General features: G+C 30.4%; 20 protein-coding genes. 16 read left to right on the top strand and 4 right to left on the bottom strand.

Translation table 11 applies throughout. The annotated features are described in order from the left end of the window. The first annotated feature begins 2 nt into the window (after positions 1-2). Positions 3-524, top strand: a complete 522-nt coding sequence (locus ACTTBI_RS01345) for a hypothetical protein (RefSeq protein WP_440652282.1) — start codon at positions 3-5, stop codon at positions 522-524. Between the two features lie 284 nt (positions 525-808). Here ACTTBI_RS01345 and ACTTBI_RS01350 read toward each other — a convergent pair whose 3' ends face one another. Genes ACTTBI_RS01350 through ACTTBI_RS01360 form a run of 3 tightly spaced genes read right to left on the bottom strand, consistent with a single transcriptional unit; the run spans position 809 to position 4,062 of the window. Then, positions 809-1,666, bottom strand: coding sequence for an NAD(P)-dependent oxidoreductase (locus ACTTBI_RS01350; protein WP_440614163.1), 858 nt, complete (start codon positions 1,664-1,666; stop codon positions 809-811). A gap of 13 nt (positions 1,667-1,679) precedes the next feature. Next, positions 1,680-2,543 carry a DMT family transporter gene (locus tag ACTTBI_RS01355; protein ID WP_440614164.1) on the bottom strand — a complete coding sequence of 288 codons (864 nt, stop codon included), beginning with the start codon at positions 2,541-2,543 and terminating at the stop codon, positions 1,680-1,682. Between the two features lie 13 nt (positions 2,544-2,556). Further along, positions 2,557-4,062 (bottom strand): UxaA family hydrolase, encoded by a 1,506-nt coding sequence (locus ACTTBI_RS01360; RefSeq protein WP_440652283.1) that lies wholly within the window; start codon positions 4,060-4,062, stop codon positions 2,557-2,559. Between the two features lie 46 nt (positions 4,063-4,108). Between ACTTBI_RS01360 and ACTTBI_RS01365 the strand changes: the two genes are divergently transcribed. The 13 genes from ACTTBI_RS01365 (at position 4,109) to ACTTBI_RS01425 (ending at position 18,479) form a co-directional block, all read left to right on the top strand. After that, complete coding sequence (locus tag ACTTBI_RS01365; RefSeq protein WP_440614166.1) at positions 4,109-5,893, top strand: IlvD/Edd family dehydratase; 1,785 nt, start codon at positions 4,109-4,111, stop codon at positions 5,891-5,893. Further along, positions 5,894-6,862, top strand: a complete 969-nt coding sequence (locus ACTTBI_RS01370) for a 2-hydroxyacid dehydrogenase (RefSeq protein ID WP_440652284.1) — start codon at positions 5,894-5,896, stop codon at positions 6,860-6,862. It begins immediately after the preceding gene. A 125-nt stretch (positions 6,863-6,987) separates the two neighbouring features. Continuing rightward, on the top strand, positions 6,988-8,004 hold the full coding sequence (gene dctP / locus ACTTBI_RS01375) for a TRAP transporter substrate-binding protein DctP (RefSeq protein WP_262590472.1): 1,017 nt from the start codon (positions 6,988-6,990) through the stop codon (positions 8,002-8,004). A gap of 59 nt (positions 8,005-8,063) precedes the next feature. Further along, positions 8,064-8,633 (top strand): TRAP transporter small permease subunit, encoded by a 570-nt coding sequence (locus tag ACTTBI_RS01380; protein ID WP_262590473.1) that lies wholly within the window; start codon positions 8,064-8,066, stop codon positions 8,631-8,633. A 1-nt stretch (position 8,634) separates the two neighbouring features. Then, the gene (locus ACTTBI_RS01385) at positions 8,635-9,957 is read left to right on the top strand and encodes a TRAP transporter large permease (protein ID WP_440614168.1); all 1,323 of its coding nucleotides are present in this window, start codon (positions 8,635-8,637) and stop codon (positions 9,955-9,957) included. Beyond that, complete coding sequence (locus ACTTBI_RS01390; RefSeq protein WP_440652285.1) at positions 9,954-10,823, top strand: NAD(P)-dependent oxidoreductase; 870 nt, start codon at positions 9,954-9,956, stop codon at positions 10,821-10,823. Before ACTTBI_RS01385 ends, ACTTBI_RS01390 begins: the two co-directional genes overlap by 4 nt. After that, positions 10,820-11,563 (top strand): SDR family oxidoreductase, encoded by a 744-nt coding sequence (locus tag ACTTBI_RS01395; RefSeq protein WP_440652286.1) that lies wholly within the window; start codon positions 10,820-10,822, stop codon positions 11,561-11,563. The genes ACTTBI_RS01390 and ACTTBI_RS01395 overlap by 4 nt, the downstream gene beginning before the upstream one ends. A 21-nt stretch (positions 11,564-11,584) precedes the next feature. Further along, on the top strand, positions 11,585-12,427 hold the full coding sequence (locus ACTTBI_RS01400; protein WP_440652287.1) for a fumarylacetoacetate hydrolase family protein: 843 nt from the start codon (positions 11,585-11,587) through the stop codon (positions 12,425-12,427). Positions 12,428-12,433: 6 nt separating this feature from the next. Then, entirely contained in the window at positions 12,434-13,606 is a 1,173-nt protein-coding gene (locus ACTTBI_RS01405; RefSeq protein WP_440652288.1) for a mandelate racemase/muconate lactonizing enzyme family protein, read from the top strand. Next, complete coding sequence (locus ACTTBI_RS01410; RefSeq protein ID WP_440652289.1) at positions 13,599-14,510, top strand: SMP-30/gluconolactonase/LRE family protein; 912 nt, start codon at positions 13,599-13,601, stop codon at positions 14,508-14,510. Before ACTTBI_RS01405 ends, ACTTBI_RS01410 begins: the two co-directional genes overlap by 8 nt. After that, positions 14,485-17,175 carry a phosphoenolpyruvate carboxylase gene (gene ppc, locus ACTTBI_RS01415; protein ID WP_440652290.1) on the top strand — a complete coding sequence of 897 codons (2,691 nt, stop codon included), beginning with the start codon at positions 14,485-14,487 and terminating at the stop codon, positions 17,173-17,175. The genes ACTTBI_RS01410 and ppc overlap by 26 nt, the downstream gene beginning before the upstream one ends. Then, positions 17,176-17,883 carry a cytochrome c biogenesis CcdA family protein gene (locus tag ACTTBI_RS01420; RefSeq protein ID WP_440618235.1) on the top strand — a complete coding sequence of 236 codons (708 nt, stop codon included), beginning with the start codon at positions 17,176-17,178 and terminating at the stop codon, positions 17,881-17,883. Positions 17,884-17,891: 8 nt separating this feature from the next. Next, on the top strand, positions 17,892-18,479 hold the full coding sequence (locus ACTTBI_RS01425; protein ID WP_440633546.1) for an FMN-dependent NADH-azoreductase: 588 nt from the start codon (positions 17,892-17,894) through the stop codon (positions 18,477-18,479). Here ACTTBI_RS01425 and ACTTBI_RS01430 read toward each other — a convergent pair. Continuing rightward, a complete protein-coding gene (locus ACTTBI_RS01430; RefSeq protein ID WP_440652291.1) occupies positions 18,469-19,572 on the bottom strand; it encodes a TauD/TfdA family dioxygenase in 1,104 nt (367 codons plus the stop codon). The genes ACTTBI_RS01425 and ACTTBI_RS01430 overlap by 11 nt on opposite strands. Before the next feature lie 67 nt (positions 19,573-19,639). Here ACTTBI_RS01430 and ACTTBI_RS01435 point away from each other — a divergent pair, with 67 nt between their 5' ends. Then, positions 19,640-20,446, top strand: a complete 807-nt coding sequence (locus ACTTBI_RS01435) for an inositol monophosphatase family protein (protein WP_262590483.1) — start codon at positions 19,640-19,642, stop codon at positions 20,444-20,446. Continuing rightward, entirely contained in the window at positions 20,443-21,006 is a 564-nt protein-coding gene (locus ACTTBI_RS01440; protein WP_440652292.1) for a DUF924 family protein, read from the top strand. The genes ACTTBI_RS01435 and ACTTBI_RS01440 overlap by 4 nt, the downstream gene beginning before the upstream one ends. The last annotated feature ends 1 nt before the right edge of the window (position 21,007 follow it).

Here is a 21,007-nt window from a genome sequence, read left to right on the forward strand (position 1 = left end):
CAATGCTTCCAGTATCAGTAACAGATCATATAGAGGAATACGTTTCTCAAGAGATATATGTTCAGGTTGCAATAATTAAGGGTAAAGAAAAAATTTCTACAGATTCAGCAATCAAAAAATATTTTATTAGTAATCATTTTAAAGAATTAAGTTTAGGAAAACCTTATGATCATTTTATTGATGGTTTAAGAGACAAATGTTTAGGTGAATTAAAAAATTCTCCTATGAGAAACACAGAAACAGATGATGAAACAATTATAATGTTACAAAAAAAATTAAATGAATTAAGTGAAGTAGAATTAGAGGATACTTACTGGGAAATTGAAACTGGAGAATTTTTTTCAGGTGAACAAATTAAAGAGTTAGAAAAAGATCGAGATATGTTAATTACAAAATTAAACTCAACAGATGAAAACGAAGTTGTAAAAACAATTTTTAACTTTTGTGAAATTTATGAAAAGTTATGTGAAAAAAAATATCCCGAAGCACCACTTCCGCTAGAAATATTAAAGTCTAAAAATTAATTTTTTTAAGGGTTCGCTCTTTAGTTGATACCTAAAGAGCTCCCTTTTTATCGCCTCTTTGGCATTAAATCCAAACGGATTTTATTATTTTAAGTTTTTTTATATCTAAAGATCTTCAGCTAAGTATCAGGTGGTAGCAATTTTAACATAAACCTCCTTCATATAAAAAGGTAATTATATCAAAATTATTTTCAATAAATTTATTTGCATTTAGTGCAAATATATAAGTTGAATACAACCTACTGCTTTAGTAGATTCCCGATATCTTATTTAACTTCCTTCAATTATTTTTTATTAATTAATTCACTAATAAAGTTTTCTCCATAACCATCATCAACAGCTTTTTGAAAATAATTTTTATTTAGTTCAGCAACTTTTTCAGCTTCTGGAAAATCTTTTAAAAGATCCTGAATGTAAGTTAAATCTTTAACAGAGTTACTTGCAGTAAATTTAAATCCTGTGTAATCACCTTTAAGTAAATTATCAAAAACTCTGTTCAGAGCCGCAGAGTTTCCAGATCCTAGTTTTGCAACATCAAATACTTTTTTTAGATCTAATCCTAATCCAGTAGCACATTTTGCTAAATGATTTACTAATGCTCCATTTCCTAAAGATAAAAAGTTATTTAAAAGTTTTGATTTTGCACCCATACCTACTGGACCAAAATGAAAATAATCCTTACAAAATATATTAAAATAAGGCTCTGCTATTTTAAAATTCTCATCTGACGCCCCAACTATACCACCCAAAACACCTTCTTCTGCTTGAACAGGTCCTCCCATTACTGGACATTCAACGTAGTTGATATTATTTGATTTAAAAATTGCCTCAGTTTCAATAGAGCCCGTTTTATTGTGAGTAGTAATATCAATTACAATTGTTTTATTGCTTAAGATATTTGATAATTTTTCTGAAATAGATTTCGCAATAGGTGTATTGGTAACACACATAAACAAAGCATCTAAATTTTTAGATGCAAAATCTTCAAAAGATTTAACTTCTTTAGCTCCCTCACTTACTATCTTTTCAATAGGTTTACGATTTTTGTTAGCAATTACAAAAAGATTATTTTTGTGCTTAATGATGTTTTTAGCAATTCCATAACCCATATAACCAACACCAATAAAACCAATATTTTTCATCAAACCTCCAATTTTAAGTTTTTTTACCTTCAGTTCTTATAAATAATAAACCAAATATTATTACACCCACAACACCCACAATCTTATTTATATCAAATGGTACACCAAAAATGAAAAAATTAAAAATTGTAGACCAAACTAATTGAGAATATTGAAAATTAGTTACAAAAGATAAATTTGATAATTGAATTGCATAAATAATTAAAGAGTGGCTTACAAAACCTGCAAAACCAAGTAACGCTAAGTATAACCAAAAAATATTATTACTTAATGGTTCCCATTTAAAAAAAATATAAATACTAAATATTATTGCTCCCAAAATAGAAGTGTAAAATATTGCTGCAAATGGATCGTTATCACTTGATACTACTTTTGTAAAAAATTGGTAAAGCGCCCAACATATAGGTGGAACGATTGGAAAAATTAAATCTACACTAAATATTTTCATGCTAGGACTTAAAGAATAAACAATTGAACTAAAACTAAGGAGCATCAAAAGAATTCCTTTAAAAGTCAAAATATCTTTTAAAAAATAAGCAGAAAGTAAAGCAACGATTAATGGGGCTGTAAAGAAAACTACATAAATATCTACTAGGTCAAACTTTTGAAGAGAAAAAAACATAAACGTTGTAGCTGTCACCATCAATGTTGATCTAATAATTTGAACTTTAAAATTTTTTTTTAAGTTTACTTTCGGCTTAAATATTAAAAAAAATACAATTAAAGATACTAAATGAAAAAAAAATCTTCCCCAAATAGCCTGTGGAATAGGCATGACTGTTCCTAGGTATTTTGCACTAGAATCCATACAAACAAACATAAAGAAACCACCAGCAGCTAATAAAATTACGTTTAATAAAGATGTTTGATTTTGCACTTTAGGAAATTTTTTACATTACAACGCCTACTTGCCAAGGATTAAACTCCTCGTCACCGTAGCCATTGATTTCACTCTTAGATTTATTTCCTGATGCAGTATTTACTACTAATTCAAATATTTTTTGACCAACTTCCTCTACTTTTTCTTTTCCTTCAGCTATTGTTCCACAATTAATATCCATATCTTCTGACATTCTTTCAAACATTGCTGAGTTGGTTGATAGTTTTAAACTTGGAACTGGTTTACATCCAAAACAAGATCCTCTTCCAGTTGTGAAACAAATTACATTTGCTCCTGATGCAACTTGCCCTGTAACAGATACTGGATCATATCCAGGTGAATCCATAAAATTGAAACCTTTATTTTTTAAAGGTTCAGCATAATTCAATACATCTTGTAAAATTGAGTTTCCACCTTTAGCAACTGCTCCTAAAGATTTTTCTAAAATAGTTGTAAGCCCACCTTTTTTATTTCCAGGTGCTGGGTTATTGTCCATAGAACTATTGTTTATTGATGTATAATGTCTCCACCATTCAATTCTTTTTATTAATTTATCTGCAGTTTGTTGTGAATTAGCTCTATTAATTAACAAATGTTCTGCTCCATAAATTTCTGGAGTTTCTGATAAAATTGAACTTCCACCTTTTTTAACCAAAAGATCGGCAGCAACTCCTAATGCAGGATTAGCTGTAATTCCTGAATAACCATCAGATCCTCCACATTGTAAGGCTAAAGTTAAATTACTAACAGGCTGAGATGTTCTTTGAACATTGTTTGCTTCAGATAATAGGTTTTTTATTTGAGATAATACTTTATCAACAATTTTTTTAGTTCCACCTTCATCTTGAATAGTTAGAAAATGAATTCGGTTATGTTTCTTTAAAGATTCGTCAAACAAACTTACCTGAGCGCATTCACAACCTAAACCTATAACAAAAACATGAGAAAAATTTGGATGATTTTTAAAACCATCAATCGTTCTTTGAAAAATTTGCATTCCTTCACTTTCAGTATTCATTCCACATCCTGTTGAGTGAGTAATAGGCACTATTCCATCTATATTTGGATAATCTTTTAAAATTTCTGAATACTTTATTTTTTCAACAATCATTTTTGTAACTGTTGCAGAGCAATTAACGGTACTAACTATTCCAATATAATTTCTTGTAGCTACTTGGCCGTTATCTCTTAATATTCCATTGAAAAAAGTATCTGCTTTTTCGTCAACATTGTGTGATTTATCAGTTACTTTGAAATCTCTTTTAAATTCTCTAAATTCTAAATTATGAGAGTGAACATGCTCTCCTGGTTTAATATCATTTAAAGCAAATCCAATAATTTGATCATATTTGATAATAGGATCACCTTTTTTAATCTCTTTTAAACATACTTTGTGACCAAAAGGGATTGGATCCAACGTACTTATATTATGTCCTTCAATTTTTGTTTTTTCTGGTATGATAAATTGACTTACGCCAACATTGTCATTGCCATTTAAAACTATTAGATTATTCATAAATTTATTATATAACCAATAACTTAAACAAACCATTATATTAATTATGCCTAAAAAAAGAAAAAAGAGTTTTCGAAGTCAACAGTGGTTCAATAATCCTAAAAACCCTGACATGACGGCTTTATATTTAGAAAGGTACTTAAATTATGGTCTTACAAGAAAAGAATTGCAATCTGGAAATCCAATTATAGGTATTGCTCAATCAGGCAGTGATCTTTCTCCATGTAACAGACATTTTATGTCTTTAACAAAAAGAATTAAAGATGGGATCAGAAGAGCTGGAGGAATTCCAATGGAATTTCCAACTCATCCTATTCAAGAAACTGGAAAAAGACCAACAGCTATGTTGGACAGAAATCTATCTTATTTATCTTTGGTAGAAGTTTTGTATGGTTATCCAATCGATGGAGTTATTTTAACTACAGGGTGTGATAAAACTACTCCTGCAGCATTAATGGCAGCAGCCACAGTTAATATTCCTGCAATAGTTCTTTCAGGTGGCCCAATGTTAGATGGAGTTTACAAAGGAAAACTTGCCGGATCTGGATTAGTAGTTTGGGAAGCTAGAAAAATGTTAGCTAAGGGAGAAATTAAATACGAAGAATTTATGGACATGGTTGCATCTTCAGCACCAAGTGCTGGTCATTGCAATACTATGGGAACAGCATCTTCAATGAATTCAGTTGCAGAAGCTTTAGGTATGTCTTTACCTGGAGGAGCTGTAATTCCCGCACCTTACAGAGAAAGAGAACAGATTTCATATGAAACTGGAAAAAGAATTGTTGGAATGGTTCATGAAGATTTAACTCCATCTAAAATCATGACACGTAAAGCATTTGAAAACGCAGTAGTAGTTGCAAGCGCAATAGGTGGATCAAGTAACTGCACAACACATTTAAGTGCAATAGCTAAACACATGGGAATTAAGTTTGATTTATCTGATTGGCAAAAATTAGGTCATAATATTCCTTTGCTAGTAAACTGCCAGCCAGCTGGTGAATATTTAATGGAAAGTTTTCACAGAGCAGGTGCAATACCAGCTGTTATGAAAGAATTAATTAAGAATAAAAAAATTCATACCAACATAAAGACTGTAACTGGAAAGACAGTAGGTGAAAATTTGAAAAAGAAAATTGATGTAGATAGCAAAGTAATCAAAACATTTAAAAATGCTCTAACAGAAAAAGCTGGTTTCTTAGTTATGAGAAGTAACTTCTTCTCATCTGCAATAATGAAAACATCAGTAATCAGTAAAGAATTTAGAGATCAATATCTATCAAACCCTAAACATCCGAATGCTTTTGAGTGTAAGGCAATTGTTTTTGAAGGTCCTGAAGATTACCATAAAAGACTTAATGATAAGAAATTAAAAATTGATGAGAACTCAATATTAATTGTTAGAGGATGTGGTCCAGTAGGTTACCCTGGTTCTGCAGAAGTAGTTAATATGCAACCACCTGACAGATTGTTAAAAAAAGGTATTAGACATCTACCTACTTTAGGAGATGGAAGACAAAGTGGAACATCTGAAAGTCCTTCAATACTTCATGTGTCTCCAGAGTCCGCAGTTGGAGGAGATTTAGGAATAGTTAAAACAGGTGATAAAATTAAAATTGATCTAAATAAAAGAAGAGTTGATTTACTAATTTCTCAGGCTGAGTTTAAGAAGCGAAGAAAAAATAAAAAGAAATTTAAAGCAAATAATCAAACACCTTGGCAAGAAATATTCAGAAATACAGTAGGTCAATTAGATGATGGTGCTTGTATTAATTCTAGAGGAAAATACTTGGATGTATCTCATACAAAAGGTTTACCTAGAGACTCTCATTAAATGAAACCAAAGATATTAGTTTCTAGAAAAATTTCAGATTTAGCAGAAGAAAAATTAAGCAAAGAATTTGATGTAACATTAAATCCAAAAGACGAGCCAATTCCAGAAAGTGAATTAATTAAGATAATAAACGACTATGATGGGATGATTTCTACAGGATTTGATAAAATTGGAGAAAATTTTTTCAATAATCTAAATGGTAAATTAAAAATCATTGCTCAGGTAGGAGTGGGGTACGATAATATTTCTGTTAACTCAGCTTTAGAAAAAAAAGTAAAAGTTACCAATACACCTAACGTGTTAAATGAAGCTGTTGCAGAGCTTACTATTCTTTTAATTTTAGCTGCATCAAGAAGAATTGGTGAAGCTTATAATTTAGTTAGAACTGATAATTGGAAAAATCAAAAACCTGACTTAACTAAATTTATGATTGGTAATTCAGTTACTGGCAAAACTTTAGGTATTATTGGTATGGGACGAATAGGAAGAATGGCTGCAAAAAGTGCAAAAGCATTTGGCATGAAAATAATTTATTATAATAGAAATAAGTTGTCTGCAGATTTAGAGGATGGTGCAAAATATTATTCAGATTTAAATTCAATGTTACCGAATTGTGATTTTGTAAGTATACACACACCAGCTACCGCAGAAACAAAATACATTCTCAATAAAGATACAATTAGCTTATTACCAAAACATGCAGTTGTTATAAACACATCAAGAGGATCAACAATTAATGACGATGCATTGATTGATGCACTAGAAAATAAAAAAATTTATGCAGCTGGTTTGGATGTTTTTAACAATGAACCAAATTTAGATAATAGATATTTAAAATTAGATAACTGTTTTGTTCTTCCTCATGTAGGTAGTGCGACACATGAAACACGTCTTGCAATGAGTATGATGGCAGTTGATAATATTTACTGTTTTTTCAATAAAAAACCCCTGATTTCAGAAGTAGTTTAGAGCAATTCTAGTCTCTGTGTTTATAAAATATATATAATTTCTATATATAATAACTAAACTGATTTAATTGAAATAGAAAATCATTTATGATTAACTTTCGAAAAAACATAAACGAGAGGAAGATAATGTTTAAATTAATATCTAAAACTTTAGCAGCGGTGGCTATGGTTTCAGTTGCTTTATTTGGCTCTGCAAATGCAAAGACTTTAAAGATTGAAACTCACTTTACTGCTAGCTCACCAAATGGTGAAGTTGCGGCTCAGTTCGCAAAAAATGTAGAAAAGTTTTCTGGTGGAAGCTTGAAAATTGAAATGTTCTACTCATCTTCAGTAACAGGTAAATCTGCTGAGGTATTTAACTCTGCACAAACTGGAATTATCGATTGTGATATGACTGGTGCTGGTTACCAAACTGGTAAAAATGCAGCGTTCCAATTCGCAGGTGATGTAATGGGTGGATACGATAACCCATACCAACAATATGAATTCTTGAACTACCCAGGTGCTCAAGATGCTGTTGATGCATTATACAACAAATATGGAATGACTTTGATTGGTTGGTGGATACCAGGACATGAGTCTTTAATATCTAGCAGACCAATTCCAGATGTTGCTTCATTGAAAGACTTTAAATTTAGATCACCTCCAGGAATGGAAAGTATGATCTTTACAACTTTAGGTGCGAAGCCAATCGTTATGGACTTTGGTGAAGTTCCTACAGCTTTACAAACTGGTCTAATCGATGGTGCTGACTATTCATCTTTAGCAACTAACTATGCTGGTGGACACTATGAGCAAAACAAATATGCTACATACCCAGGTTTCCACTCTATGCCGGCTGACCACTTAGCTTGTAACACAAAAGTATGGAACAAGTTAAAGCCACATGAGCAAGGTGCTATGAAAGCTGGAATAGAAATCGCTGGAAGAACTATTACTAGCTTAGTTGAGAGAAAAAACGCTGAAGCTGTTAAAGCTTTAAATGAAATGGGCGTTACTCTTCATGACTGGTCTAGAGAAGATAGACTTAAATTCAGAACAGCTGCACTTGCTGCTTGGGAAGAATGGAAGACTAAATCTCCAGAAGCTGCGGCTTTAATCGAAATACACAAAGCTTACATGAAAGCTAATGGTATTATGTAATAAATAATTTTTGAAGGGCCTGAAAAGGCCCTTCGAATAAAATCTAAAATTTTTACTCAATGATAGATAAAGAGTTACAAGAACAGAACGAAAAAGTAGCGAGTAAAGATGATTTTCCAATTAATTGGATTGATAGAGTTTCCTTATTTTTAAGTCACACAATAAAATATCTAATTCCTGTAATTGTAATTGTGATGATGTATGAAATTTTTATGCGATATGTTTTATTTAAGCCAACCTTGTGGGCAAATGAGTTATGTTTATGGCTTGCTGGTGTTTGCTATTTGGTTGGTGGAATATACGCAACAAGATTAAGAAGCCATATTAGAATAGTTTTACTTTACGACTGGGTTGGAAGACCAACTCAAAGAATTTTTGACTTAATTAGTACTATAATTATTGTTCTTTTTGCTACAGCAGTAATTTATGGTGGATGGGAAGATGCACATAGATCTTTTACTACCTGGGAGAGATTTGCAACTTATTGGGATCCTCCAATTCCAGCTACAATGAAACCACTTACACTTTTATGCGTATTTCTTATTGCAGTTCAATCAGTAAATAACTTAATCATTGATTGGAGAAATCCAAAAGAGAAACAATACGACCCTTCTAAAGAATTAAAGTAAGATGGAATTTGAAATAGGAACACTCTCGATAATATTAATAGTTGGATTATTAGCACTGATATCTATTGGTGTTCCTATGGGATTTGCATCAGGTTTCATGGGTGCAGTACTAGTATTTTTATACATAGGTGAGCATGCATTAGGAATATTGCTTTCAAGATATTATTCATTGGTTGTTACTTATTCATTTTTGTCAGTGCCTTTATTTATCTTTATGGCCTCCTTGCTCGAACGCTCTAATATTGCACGAGATCTTTATGATGCATTAAACGCGTGGTTAAGAAAAACTAGAGGTGGAGTAGGTGTAGTTACTGCAATCATGGCGACCATCATGGCTGCAATGAGTGGAATTATTGGAGGAGAAATAGTTTTATTAGGGTTAATTGCATTACCACAAATGTTAAGACTTAAATATGATCAAGACATGTCTATTGGTATTATTTGTGCATCTGGATCTTTAGGAACAATGATACCTCCATCAATCGTTTTAATTATTTATGGATTAACAACAGAGACTTCTATTACGATGTTATTCCAAGAAGCAATTGTTCCAGGTTTAATGATCTCAGGTTTAATTATTACATACATACTTATTAGAACAAGGTTACAACCTCATTTAGCTCCATTAAGTGATGAGCCGGCTTTAACTTTAAAAGAAAAAATGTCTTACCTACCAGGTCTACTTCCTCCAATTGGAATTGTAATTATTGTATTAGGTTCAATTTATTCTGGAATGACTGGTATCACTGAAGCTGCAGGAATGGGTGTTGTTGCTACTTTAATTATTATTTTTGCAAGAAAAGAACTGACATGGTTTTTATTTAAGGATGCATTAACAAGAACTTTCAAAGCATCTGGAACTATTTTGACAATTACATTTGGTGCAACAGTTTTAGCGGGAGCTTATTCTCTTGCTGGTGGCCCAAAATACGTTGCAGAAACAATTTTAGCTTATGATTTAAAACCAATGTATTTAATTTTTATGATGCAGATTATGTTTTTAATCATGGGAGCATTTATGGATTGGGTTGGAATTGTATTGTTAGCAATGCCAGTATTTTTACCTATAGTACTTGCACTTGGTTTTGATCCGATTTGGTTTGGAATATTATTCTGTGTAAATATGCAGGTTTCATTTTTAAGCCCACCATTTGGACCCGCTGCTTTCTATTTAAAATCAGTTGCTCCTCCACATATATCTTTAACAGATATCTTTAGAGGTTTTGCTCCATTTATAGTTATTCAGTTAATTGTATTAGCATGTGTTATGTTCTTCCCAGAAATAATGACACAAAATTTCCACGAGTTTAAACCAAAACCATGATAACAATTGGATTTATTGGAACAGGCCTAATGGGCCTACCAATGGCTAAAAATGTATTAAAATCTGGATTTAAATTAAAAGCCTTTAATCGATCAATAGAAAAAGCAGAACCACTAAAAGAGTTTGGTGCAGAAATTTCAAAAACAATAAGTGATGTAGTTAAAGATAGTGATTTTGTCATTACCATGTTAACTGATGATAGTGCTGTAGATGCAATAACTTCTAGTTCAGATTTTTTAGACAACTTAAAATCAGGATCAACAGTTATAGATATGAGCTCTGTAAAACCCACGACAGCAACAAAACACGGAACTAATTTAAAATCAAAAAATGTAAATTATTTAGATGCACCAGTTTCAGGAGGAACAATCGGAGCAGAAGAAGCTTCACTAGCTATCATGGTTGGCGGTGAACAAAGTATTTTTGATAAATCTGAAAAAATTTTAAAAGCAATGGGAAACCCAACATTAGTTGGACCTATTGGAAGTGGACAGGTATCAAAACTAGCAAATCAAATTGTTGTTGGAGTTACAATAGGAGCTGTTGCAGAAGCCATAACATTATGTGAAAAAGCTGGAGCAGATCCAAATAAATTAATCAAAGCTCTTTCAGGTGGATGGGCGGATAGTAAAATACTTCAAACACATGGAAAAAGAATGATTGATAAAGATTTTAGCCCTAAGGGTAAGACCTATACTCATTTGAAAGATATGAATAATATTTTAGAATGTGCAAATTCTTATAATACTCATTTACCTATTTCAAATTTAGTTAAAGAAATGTATAAGACTTTAGTTGATAATGGTCATGGTAACACTGATCACAGTTCACTTTATAACGAGATTGAAAGGATAAATAAAAAATGAGCGGAAGACTTAATGGGAAACAAATTGTTGTAACAGCAGCAGGACAAGGAATTGGAAAAGCAACAGCAATTGCATTTCATAAAGAAGGAGCTCATGTAACAGCTACAGATTTAAATGATAAAACATTAGCAGAGTTAAATAAAGAATATCCAGATATTAAAGTTACCAAATTAGACTCAACTGATAACAACGCTATCTTAGAATTTACTAAAACTCTTGATAGAGTAGATGTGTTATTTAATGCAGTTGGATTTGTTCACCATGGAACAATTCTTGAATGTAATGAAAAAGATTGGGATTTCTCATCAAATGTAAATGTGAAATCAATGTATTTTATGTGTAAGGCGATATTACCACTAATGGTAAAACAAAAAGGTGGAAGTATAATTAATGTATCTTCATGTGCTTCAAGCTTAAAAGGTTTTCCAAACAGATTTGTCTACGGAACAACAAAGGGCGCTGTCATAGGTTTAACTAAAGCAATTGCAGCTGACTTTGTAAAACAAAATATCAGATGTAATTCAATTGCTCCTGGAACAGTTTTCTCACCATCTTGGCAAGACAGAGTAAACCAGAGCCCAGATCCAGTTCAGGCAAAAAAAGATTTTATTGCAAGACAACCAATGGGAAGATTAGGAACTGCAGAAGAGATTGCTGCAGTTGCAGTTTATCTCGCAAGTGATGATGCAACTTTTACAACAGGAACTACAATTTCTGTTGATGGTGGAATTTCAATATAATTTAATAACAAAAGGACAATTATGAAATTATTAAGAGTAGGTCAAAAAGGACAAGAAAAACCAGCAGCTTTAGACAATGATGGTAAAATTAGAGATATCAGTTCACATATTTCAGATTTAAATCCTGATCATTTAAATTTTGAAACTATTTCAAAATTACAAAGTACTGATTTAGCAAGTCTTCCAGAGATATCTTCAAGTGAAAGAATTGGTTCATGTATTACAAAACCAGGAAAATTTATTGCAATAGGTTTAAATTTTTCTGATCACGCTGCTGAAACAGGTGCAGAAGTTCCATCTGAGCCAATTACTTTTATGAAAGCAACAAGTTGTATCAATGGTCCTAACGATGATATCGAAATTGTGTCTGGTTCAAAAAAATTAGACTGGGAAGTAGAATTAGGAATTGTAATTGGAAAACATACAAAACATATTTCAGAAGCTCAATCACAAGATCACATTTTAGGATATTGTTTAGTAAACGATATTAGTGAAAGAGAATGGCAAATAGAAAAAATGGGTCAATGGGTTAAAGGAAAATCTCATGACACGTATGGACCAATTGGACCTTATTTAGTAACTAAAGATGAAATTGCTGACATTAATAATTTAAAAATGAGTTTAGATGTTAACGGTCAAAGAATGCAGACTGGAAATACTAATACTATGATTTTTAATGTTAACGTTATTGTATCTTATTTAAGTAAATTCATGTCATTACAGCCAGGTGATATAATTACAACTGGTACACCTCCAGGAGTTGGTATGGGAATGAAGCCACAACAATTCTTGAAAGCTGGTGATACAATGAGATTATCAATTGAAAATTTAGGAGAGCAAAACTCTAAAGTAGTTGCTTTATAATCTTTTGTGAAAATAACTTCTATTAAAAGTCATGTACTTAAATATGAGTTAGAGAAAGAATTAGGTTATTCACAACAATATTATAAACACAGAACAGCTCATTTAGTCGAAGTACAAACTGATGAAGGTGTTACCGGGTGGGGCGAATGTTTTGGTCCAGGTAATATTGCTTTAGCTAATAAGTTCATTGTTGAAAAGGTAATTCAGCCTTTAATAATAGGTGAAAACCCTTTGAATAAAGAACATATTTGGCAAAAAGTTTACAATCTTTTAAGAGATAGTGGTCAAAAAGGAATGCCAATACAAGCTTTGTCAGGAGTTGACATAGCTTTATGGGATATCTTGGGAAAAAAAACAAACTCTCCTCTTTACCAACTTGTTGGTGGAAAATGTAATAATGAAGTTCCTGTATATGGATATGGAATGATGTTGCAAAAAAAATCAGTTGATGAGCTAATTCCATTGTTTGAAGAAGAAGCTAAACAGATTAAATCAAAAAACTTTAAAGCAATGAAAATGAAGGTTGGATTAGGTCCAAAAGAAGATTTAAAGTTAGTTCAAGCAGTTAGAAATTCTATAGGTAAAGATTTTAAATTAATGGTGGATGCTAACCATGCTTATAATCTGAAAGATGCTCATTATGTTGGAAAAGGACTTGATGAACTAGATGTTTATTGGTTTGAAGAACCTGTTGCTCCCGAAGATTACAACGGTTATCGAGAATTGAAAAAAAATATATCAACTAGTGTAGCTGGAGGTGAGGCAGAATTTACAAAGTATGGATGGAATAAATTAATTACCAATAATTGCATTGATATAGCTCAACCAGAAGTATGTGGATTAGGGGGTATTACAGAATATTTGAAAGTTGCAGCCTTGGCGCAGGCTAACTTTGTTCCTGTAATTAATCATGTTTGGGGATCTGCTGTAAGCATAGCGGTAAATCTTCATTTATTGACTGCACAACCTGACATGCCAGGTGGATTATTCCCAACAAAATCTATGCTAGAATTTGATACAACAGAGAAAAATATTTTTATTACAGATCTACCAAAAGAAAATTTTTCAATTTTAGATCAAGTTAAAAACAATAATGGATTTGCATCAGTGACAGACAATGTAGGTATTGGTATAAATCCTAATGAGGACTTTATTAAGGAGTTTGAAGTAAATGAATAAAATTAAAACTACAGAGCCAAAACCTATTTGGAAAATAAGATGTACTTTAGGTGAGGGAACACTATGGGTTAAAGAACACAACTCAATTTATTTTGTTGATATAAAGAAAAAGAAAATTTGTTCTTTAAATATTAAAAATAAAAAAAAGAAAATATTTAAAGTTAATAAAGAGATAGGTTTCATTGCTCATGTAAGAGATCATATATTTATTTTAGGATTACAAGGTGAATTAAGAATTCAAAATTTAAAATCAAAAAAAGTTTTAAAATCGATACCTATAGAACCTAAATTAAAATTGAATAGAATAAACGATGGCAAAACTGATCCTGCTGGAAATCTTTGGTTCGGAACTATGGATAACTTAGAGAGAAAAATTGAAAAAGGATCTTTGTATAAATTAGATAAAAATTTAAAATTAACTAGAGTTGATAAAAACTATAGAATTACAAATGGCCCAGCATTTATCGATCAATATAATTTTTACCACACTGATAGTCCTAAAAAAACTATCTATAAAATTAAGATAAATAAAAATAATAAAATAATTAGTAAAAAAATATTTAAAAAGTTAACTCCCGAGGAAGGAGTTCCAGATGGAATGACTGTAGATAAAAATAAAAATTTATGGGTTGCACATTTTCGTGGGGCATGTGTCTCAGTATTTAACAGTAGAGCAAAATTAATTCACAGAATTAAGTTTCCAGCCAAAAATATTACTAATTGTGCCTTTGGTGGTAAGAATAATCAAGAACTCTACGTTTCAACAGCTACAAAAGGAATGGACAAGGCTGATTTGCGAAAATTTAGATATTCAGGATTCTTTTTTGGTGTAAAAACAAACACAAAAGGAGTTTTACAAAAAAAATTTATTTTAAGTAATGAAGCAAAGAGATCTTTACTATGAACGAATACCTACTAAGCTTTTAAGAGAAGATATAAGATTATTAGGAACTTTCCTTGGAAGAGTAATCAAAGATCAAGAAGGCACAAAATTTTTCAATATTGTTGAGCGATTAAGATTATTATCTAAAAACACCTTATTAGATAAAAATAAAAGTAAGGTATTTTCCAAAATTTCAAAAGACATAAGAAAGCTTTCACCTGAAATTACTTTTAAGGTCACTAGAGCTTTTTCACATATTCTAAATTTAATGAATTTAGCTGAGTCGTTAGATGCTTCTAGAAAACTTAATGAATACGATAATCCATATTTTAAGAATAAAAAACAAAATCTATTTATTGAGGATATTATTAATAATCTATTTAAAAATAGAAAAATCTCTGACAAAAAAATTTATGATCAGGCAACAAAACTTGATATTGGAATAGTTCTCACCGCACATCCAACAGAAGTTAAGAGAAGAACACTAATTCAAAAATACGCAAATTTAACTACCTTGATGGAGCAACGCCATCTTTATAAAAAATACCCTGCAAAGATTATTGAAATTGATCGAAAACTATATTCGGAGATAGCTATTATTTGGAAAACTGATGAACTAAAAAGAACCAAGCCATCACCACTTGATGAAGCTAGATGGGGCTTGGCTGTAATAGAAGATAGTTTATGGGATACAATTCCAAGAGTTTATAAAAGGTTGAATGATATTTTTAGAAAAAACTTAAATAAAGATCTTCCTAGAAACTTTAATCCTATTCAATTTGGTTCGTGGATGGGTGGAGATAGAGATGGAAATCCAAATGTTACATCTGAAGTAACAAAAAAAGTAATTTTATTTTCAAGATGGCAAGCTGCAAAGTTATACGAAAGAGAACTTACAAAATTAATTCAAGATTTATCAATGGAAGAATGTTCTAATAAAATCAAAAAAGTTACTGGAAATAGTTTTGAACCTTATAGAGTTTATTTAAGACCTTTAAGAGACAAAGTAAGAAGAACACATCAGTTAATTGAAGCACATATAAATTATAATAAGCCATTAGATGAAAATAAATTACTAAAAGATAAGTATGAAATTATAAATCCATTAAGAGAAGTTAGAACTTCCTTAAACATGAACAAAGGTCAACACATTGCAAATGCAGATTTGTTGGATTTAATAAGAAGAGTTAGATGTTTTGGAATAAATTTAGCAAGATTAGATATCAGGCAGGAGTCTGATAGACATGAAAAACTTTTAAATGAAATATTTAAAAAGAAAAATAAAATAAATTATTCACAATTACCTGAAGAAAAGAAAATTGAATTACTTAATAAATCAATAAAACAAAAAAAATCTTTTGTTAATAAAATTAATTTAAGAGACAAAGAGAATTTAGAAGTTTGGAAAACATTTAAACAAATATCTAAAGAGCCAGAGCAATGTATGGGTGCGTATGTAATTTCAATGACTTCAAAAGCATCTGATATTTTATCTGTTTATTTATTGCAATTACAGGCCGAAACAAAGAATTTGTTAAGAGTAGTACCACTTTTTGAAACTTTAGATGATTTAAAGAATGCCAAAGGTGTTATGCAAAATTTATTTAAACTTCCTTGGTATAGAAAAATGATCAACTCAAAACAAGAAGTAATGATTGGATATTCAGATTCTAGTAAAGATGCTGGAAAACTATCTGCAAGTTGGCATCAATATAAACTTCAAGAAGAACTTAGAAATTTAGCTAAAAAATATAAAATAGATCTTGTATTTTTCCATGGAAGAGGAGGATCTCCAGGAAGAGGAGGAGGACCAATTCAGGCAACTCTTAAATCTCAACCATCTGGAACAGTAAATGGAAAAATTAGAATTACTGATCAAGGAGAGGTGATACAACAAAAATATGGATTTAAGCCTTTAGCTGAATATAACCTATGTAGTTATATTGGTGCAGTAATGGAGGCAACTCTAAATCCACCTCCTAGATCTAAACCAAATTGGCGAGAGCTTATTCAAAAAATGTCTGAGATTTCTACATCTGCTTACCGAAAGTATTTAAATCAAAGTGAAGATTTTATTAGATATTTTAAAACTGTTACTCCACATAAATCTCTTGGAAAACTTGCAATTGGTTCAAGACCTACCAAAAGAAAAAATGTTGATAATATTCAAAGTTTAAGAGCTATTCCTTGGGTGTTTGCATGGACACAAATTAGATTAATGCTTCCCGCATGGCTTGGTACAACTGAGGCTTTAAGGTATGGATCAATAAAAAAATTTAAAAAAACTATGACAGACATGGAGAGGAACTGGCCTTATTTCGTATCAACAATGGATATTTTGGATATGGTGATTTCAAAGGTTGATCCTGAAATATCAGTGATTTATGAAAATAATTTGGCTGATAAATCTTTAATAAGGATTGGAAAAAGATTGAGGTTTCAATTTGATGCATTGGTCAAATTGCACAATAAAATTACCCCAAAAGAAGTTATAAAAGAAAGAAAAGAGTTTAGAAAAGCGTTATTTATCAGAAATAACTACACTGAGATGCTTAATATTCTTCAGTCAAATATAATGAATAAATTAACAAATAAAAAATATAAAAATTCAGATAAGAAATATTTAGACGATGCTTTAATGACATCTATCGCAGGAATTTCTGCAGCAATGAAAAACACTGGATAGATGATTGAATATTTAATTGCTTTTGGGGCAGGGTTAATAAGTTTTTTATCTCCTTGTGTTTTACCCTTAATCCCTGGATACATTTCTTATATCTCAGGTCAGTCACTACAAGAAATTTTAAATAAAAAACAAACAAATATTTTCCCATTGATTTTATTTTGTCTAGGGTTTTCAACTGTATTTGTTATCTTAGGAGCATCTGCATCTTTTTTAGGACAAGCACTTTTACAAAATTCAGAAATATTAAGAATTTTAGCTGGAATTATAATTGTAATTTTTTCTCTTCAATTAATTGGAATTATTAATATTTCGTATTTAAACTTTGAAAAAAGATTTGATGCAAAAGAATCAAGAAATATTCTTTTTCCATATGTAATTGGTGTTGCTTTTGGTTTCGGTTGGACACCATGTATTGGTCCAATTTTAGGATCAATTTTAGCTTTAGCATCTATCGAAGAAACATTATCAAAAGCAGTCATAATGTTAATTTTTTATTCTTTAGGTTTGGCTATACCATTTGTTTTATCAGGATATTTAATTCAAAGATTTTTATTATTTTCTAAAAACTTTAAGAAGAATATTAATTTAATATCAAAAATAGGTGGAATAACTTTATTAATAACTGGAATTTTGATTTTAACTAATCAATTGCAAGCAGTTGGTTTTTATATAATTAAAATCTTTCCTTTTATGCAAAATTTTGGTTAGTGTGTTTTATGAAAATTTATCAAATAGATTCAAGCGCTAGAAAAAAAGGCTCAACATCAAGAGCATTAGCAAAAAAACTTTTGGAAAAAATCAAAAAACCAGAGGATGAAGTAATTTATAGAGATTTAGATGATGAAATGCTTTTTGTAAGTGGCTTAACAGAATCTGGAATGAAAATTGATGAGAAGGATCAAACTGCAGAACATAAGAAAATGTTTGAACTTTCTGACAAGCTTGTAAAAGAATTAAAAGAGAGTGATATTATTATAATTTCAGCTCCAATATATAATTACGGACCACCCGCAACTCTTAAAGCTTGGTCAGATTTAGCTGCAAGAATAGGGGAAACCTTTAAATTTAAACCTAATGGTAGAAGAGAAGGGTTATTAAAAAATAAAAAAGCATACCTTGTAATTACTTCTGGCGGAACAAAACTAAATAGCTCAGAAGATTTTTTAACGCCTTGGTTAAAATTTATTTTAAATTTTTTTGGAATTGAAAAAGTTGAAGTTATAAGCGCTGATCAAATGGCCTTAGATTATGAAAAATCTATTAGGGATGCAGAAGCTCAAATAGAAAATATTTCTACAAATTAAACTTTCTTTTTAAGTGTCTTAATTTTCCTTCGGTACTATCGTAGTCTATATAGCAACCTTGTAAAAATCTTTCTCCTTCATTAGCATCATAAACTGTTCGTCCATGAAGCAACCTATGATTATCCATCATCATTAAATCTTTTGGGACAAGTTTAAATTCTATTCTATATTTATCTGAATTGTACATTTCAGACAGTTTTTTTCTTGCTTGATAGTATAAATCTAATTCTTCTTTATCTAAGATTGGAACAAAATCTAATCTTGGACTAAATCTTACTTGCTTAAAATTTTTATACTCATCTAATTCAATTAAAGGACATAAGGATTCTAAAATTACTTCTTTATCAATAAATTTAAATCTTACTTTTACTTCTGTTAAGATTTTATAATAATCAGGATAACTTTTTTTTAAATCTTCAGTAACAGTATATCCATCAACCAATGTAGAATATCCTCCTGAAACTTTACTTTCTATGCAATGCAAAAGTTGGATACATGGTACAGGGTTTCGATATGGATTATCTGTGTGCGGTGCAAGAGCTAAAGAAGTATATGCAAGATCATTAGGGTCAGGTTTTGATTTAACATCAAAATATTCTCCAAAGTTTGTTCGTCTAACACTGCCTATTGAGTTTGCAAACTCAACAATATAATTTTTAGTTGTTGGTATATTTTTAATTACAACAAATCCAAACTTATAGAAAGAAACGAGTAAGTCATGCATTTCTTTACTTTCATAAAAATTATCTTGGTATTCAGAATTTTTGATATTGCTTAAACTGGAATCCCATTTAGTTTTTTCTATAGATTTTATAACTGTATCTTCTTTTGAGAATTCTAAAGCAATTTTATTAAGATTAAGCCTAGAACTAATTCCATCATTAAAGTTGACTTCTAAAAATTCCTCATGAATGGAGGCTTTATTAATGATTATATCATTACTCAAACTAGTTGGGTCAAAAAGTCTTTGTTGAGTTCCTTTATCAACAAATTCTTCACCATCCACTCTTTCTCTTAACCAAAAAGGATGTATTTCTTTTTTTTCAGTACCATTATTGAAGTAGACTTTATTTTCGTGAAGCTCAATTTTCATAAATAATCATTGAGCATTATTTAAAATTTAACTTTAATCAATATAAATTAAATAGTATGAGTTCTTTGTGAATAATTTTGATACAAAAAAATATCCAGTATTTTCAAGTTTTTTAAACCAGTTAGCAAAAGATCTAACAAAATTTTATTATGCTAAGTTGGATAAGCCATTCAAGATAACCAACAAGATGAAAGGTAAAGGTTACGATCCAGTAACTACATCTGACAAAGCTTTTGAAAAGTTTATAAGGTCTAAAATTTCTAAAAGATTTCCAGATCATCAAATTATAGGTGAGGAGTATGGTCACAAAAATACCAAAAGTGAATTTTCATGGGTAATAGATCCAATTGATGGAACTAGATCATATGTTGTTGGTAATCCTAGTTGGAGTAATTTGATTTCATTAAATTATAATGGGGAGCCAATTTTAGGATTAGCAAATTTTCCTAAAATGAAAAAATATTACTTAAATGTAAATAAAAACACCGCATACGTTTTTGAAAATAATAAAAAAAGAAAACTAAAAGTTAATTCTAAATTAAATTTTGCAAATTCAAAATTAGCTGCAGCTTTTCATAATCAATTAACCTTAAAACAACAATCCAAAATTCAAAAATTTATTAAAAGAATGCAATTTCCATGTTTTGATGCTTTAACATATTGTCAACTAGCTGAAGGTAGATTGGAAATGGTTGCACAGTGTGCAAACAAAATTTGGGACATTCATCCAATAATGCCAATAGTGAGAGCAAGTGGGGCCATAGTAACTACGTGGGGTAATAGAAATCCTGTGGTAGGAGGAAATATTATTGTCTCAAATAATAAAGCAAATCATAAACAAATATTAAAATTATTAAAACCTTTAGCTGAATGATACCAGAACGAGCGCAATCAATTTTAGATTTCTGGTTTAAAGAAACTCCTTTTGAGATGAGATTTAAGAAGGACGATAAATTTGATCAAAAGATAAAAGATAATTTTTTAAATGATTACGAACTTGCTTGTCAAAATGAATATGATGATTGGCAGGATAATCCCATGAGCTGTTTAGCTTTAGTAATTTTGTTTGATCAATTTTCAAGAAATATATTTAGAGATAATAAAAAAGCATTTGCTCAAGATCAAAAAACTAGATTGATAGTAAATGATGCAGTGTATTCTGGATATTTAGAAGCTATGAATGTTGATCAAAGATTCTTTATGCTTTTACCTTTAATTCACAGTGAAGAAATTAGTGATCATGAAATGGCTTATTACTTATTAAATAAATATTTAAGGGAACATGAAGGCTACAATAAGATTAAAAAATTTTGGCAAGACCACACTAAAGCAATTAGACAGTTTCATAGATATCCACATAGAAATGAAATTTTAGGAAGAGAGTCTACTGAAGAAGAGCTGGAATTTTTAAAAGGACCAAACTCTTACTGGTAAA

Source organism: Candidatus Pelagibacter sp. HIMB1542 (genome assembly GCF_052047835.1).
Taxonomy (GTDB): Bacteria; Pseudomonadota; Alphaproteobacteria; order Pelagibacterales; family Pelagibacteraceae; genus Pelagibacter.

What these genes read in the sequence shown, in the direction of transcription:
- ACTTBI_RS01385 (WP_440614168.1), top strand. Translation starts at nt 8,635, where the DNA reads ATGGAATTTGAAATAGGAACACTCTCGATAATATTAATAGTTGGATTA.
- ACTTBI_RS01380 (WP_262590473.1), top strand. Translation starts at nt 8,064, where the DNA reads ATGATAGATAAAGAGTTACAAGAACAGAACGAAAAAGTAGCGAGTAAA.
- ACTTBI_RS01440 (WP_440652292.1), top strand. Translation starts at nt 20,443, where the DNA reads ATGATACCAGAACGAGCGCAATCAATTTTAGATTTCTGGTTTAAAGAA.
- ACTTBI_RS01410 (WP_440652289.1), top strand. Translation starts at nt 13,599, where the DNA reads ATGAATAAAATTAAAACTACAGAGCCAAAACCTATTTGGAAAATAAGA.
- ACTTBI_RS01360 (WP_440652283.1), bottom strand. Translation starts at nt 4,062, where the DNA reads ATGAATAATCTAATAGTTTTAAATGGCAATGACAATGTTGGCGTAAGT.
- ACTTBI_RS01345 (WP_440652282.1), top strand. Translation starts at nt 3, where the DNA reads ATGCTTCCAGTATCAGTAACAGATCATATAGAGGAATACGTTTCTCAA.
- ACTTBI_RS01365 (WP_440614166.1), top strand. Translation starts at nt 4,109, where the DNA reads ATGCCTAAAAAAAGAAAAAAGAGTTTTCGAAGTCAACAGTGGTTCAAT.
- ACTTBI_RS01430 (WP_440652291.1), bottom strand. Translation starts at nt 19,572, where the DNA reads ATGAAAATTGAGCTTCACGAAAATAAAGTCTACTTCAATAATGGTACT.
- ACTTBI_RS01390 (WP_440652285.1), top strand. Translation starts at nt 9,954, where the DNA reads ATGATAACAATTGGATTTATTGGAACAGGCCTAATGGGCCTACCAATG.
- dctP (WP_262590472.1), top strand. Translation starts at nt 6,988, where the DNA reads ATGTTTAAATTAATATCTAAAACTTTAGCAGCGGTGGCTATGGTTTCA.
- ACTTBI_RS01425 (WP_440633546.1), top strand. Translation starts at nt 17,892, where the DNA reads ATGAAAATTTATCAAATAGATTCAAGCGCTAGAAAAAAAGGCTCAACA.
- ACTTBI_RS01420 (WP_440618235.1), top strand. Translation starts at nt 17,176, where the DNA reads ATGATTGAATATTTAATTGCTTTTGGGGCAGGGTTAATAAGTTTTTTA.
- ppc (WP_440652290.1), top strand. Translation starts at nt 14,485, where the DNA reads ATGAAGCAAAGAGATCTTTACTATGAACGAATACCTACTAAGCTTTTA.
- ACTTBI_RS01395 (WP_440652286.1), top strand. Translation starts at nt 10,820, where the DNA reads ATGAGCGGAAGACTTAATGGGAAACAAATTGTTGTAACAGCAGCAGGA.
- ACTTBI_RS01350 (WP_440614163.1), bottom strand. Translation starts at nt 1,666, where the DNA reads ATGAAAAATATTGGTTTTATTGGTGTTGGTTATATGGGTTATGGAATT.
- ACTTBI_RS01400 (WP_440652287.1), top strand. Translation starts at nt 11,585, where the DNA reads ATGAAATTATTAAGAGTAGGTCAAAAAGGACAAGAAAAACCAGCAGCT.
- ACTTBI_RS01370 (WP_440652284.1), top strand. Translation starts at nt 5,894, where the DNA reads ATGAAACCAAAGATATTAGTTTCTAGAAAAATTTCAGATTTAGCAGAA.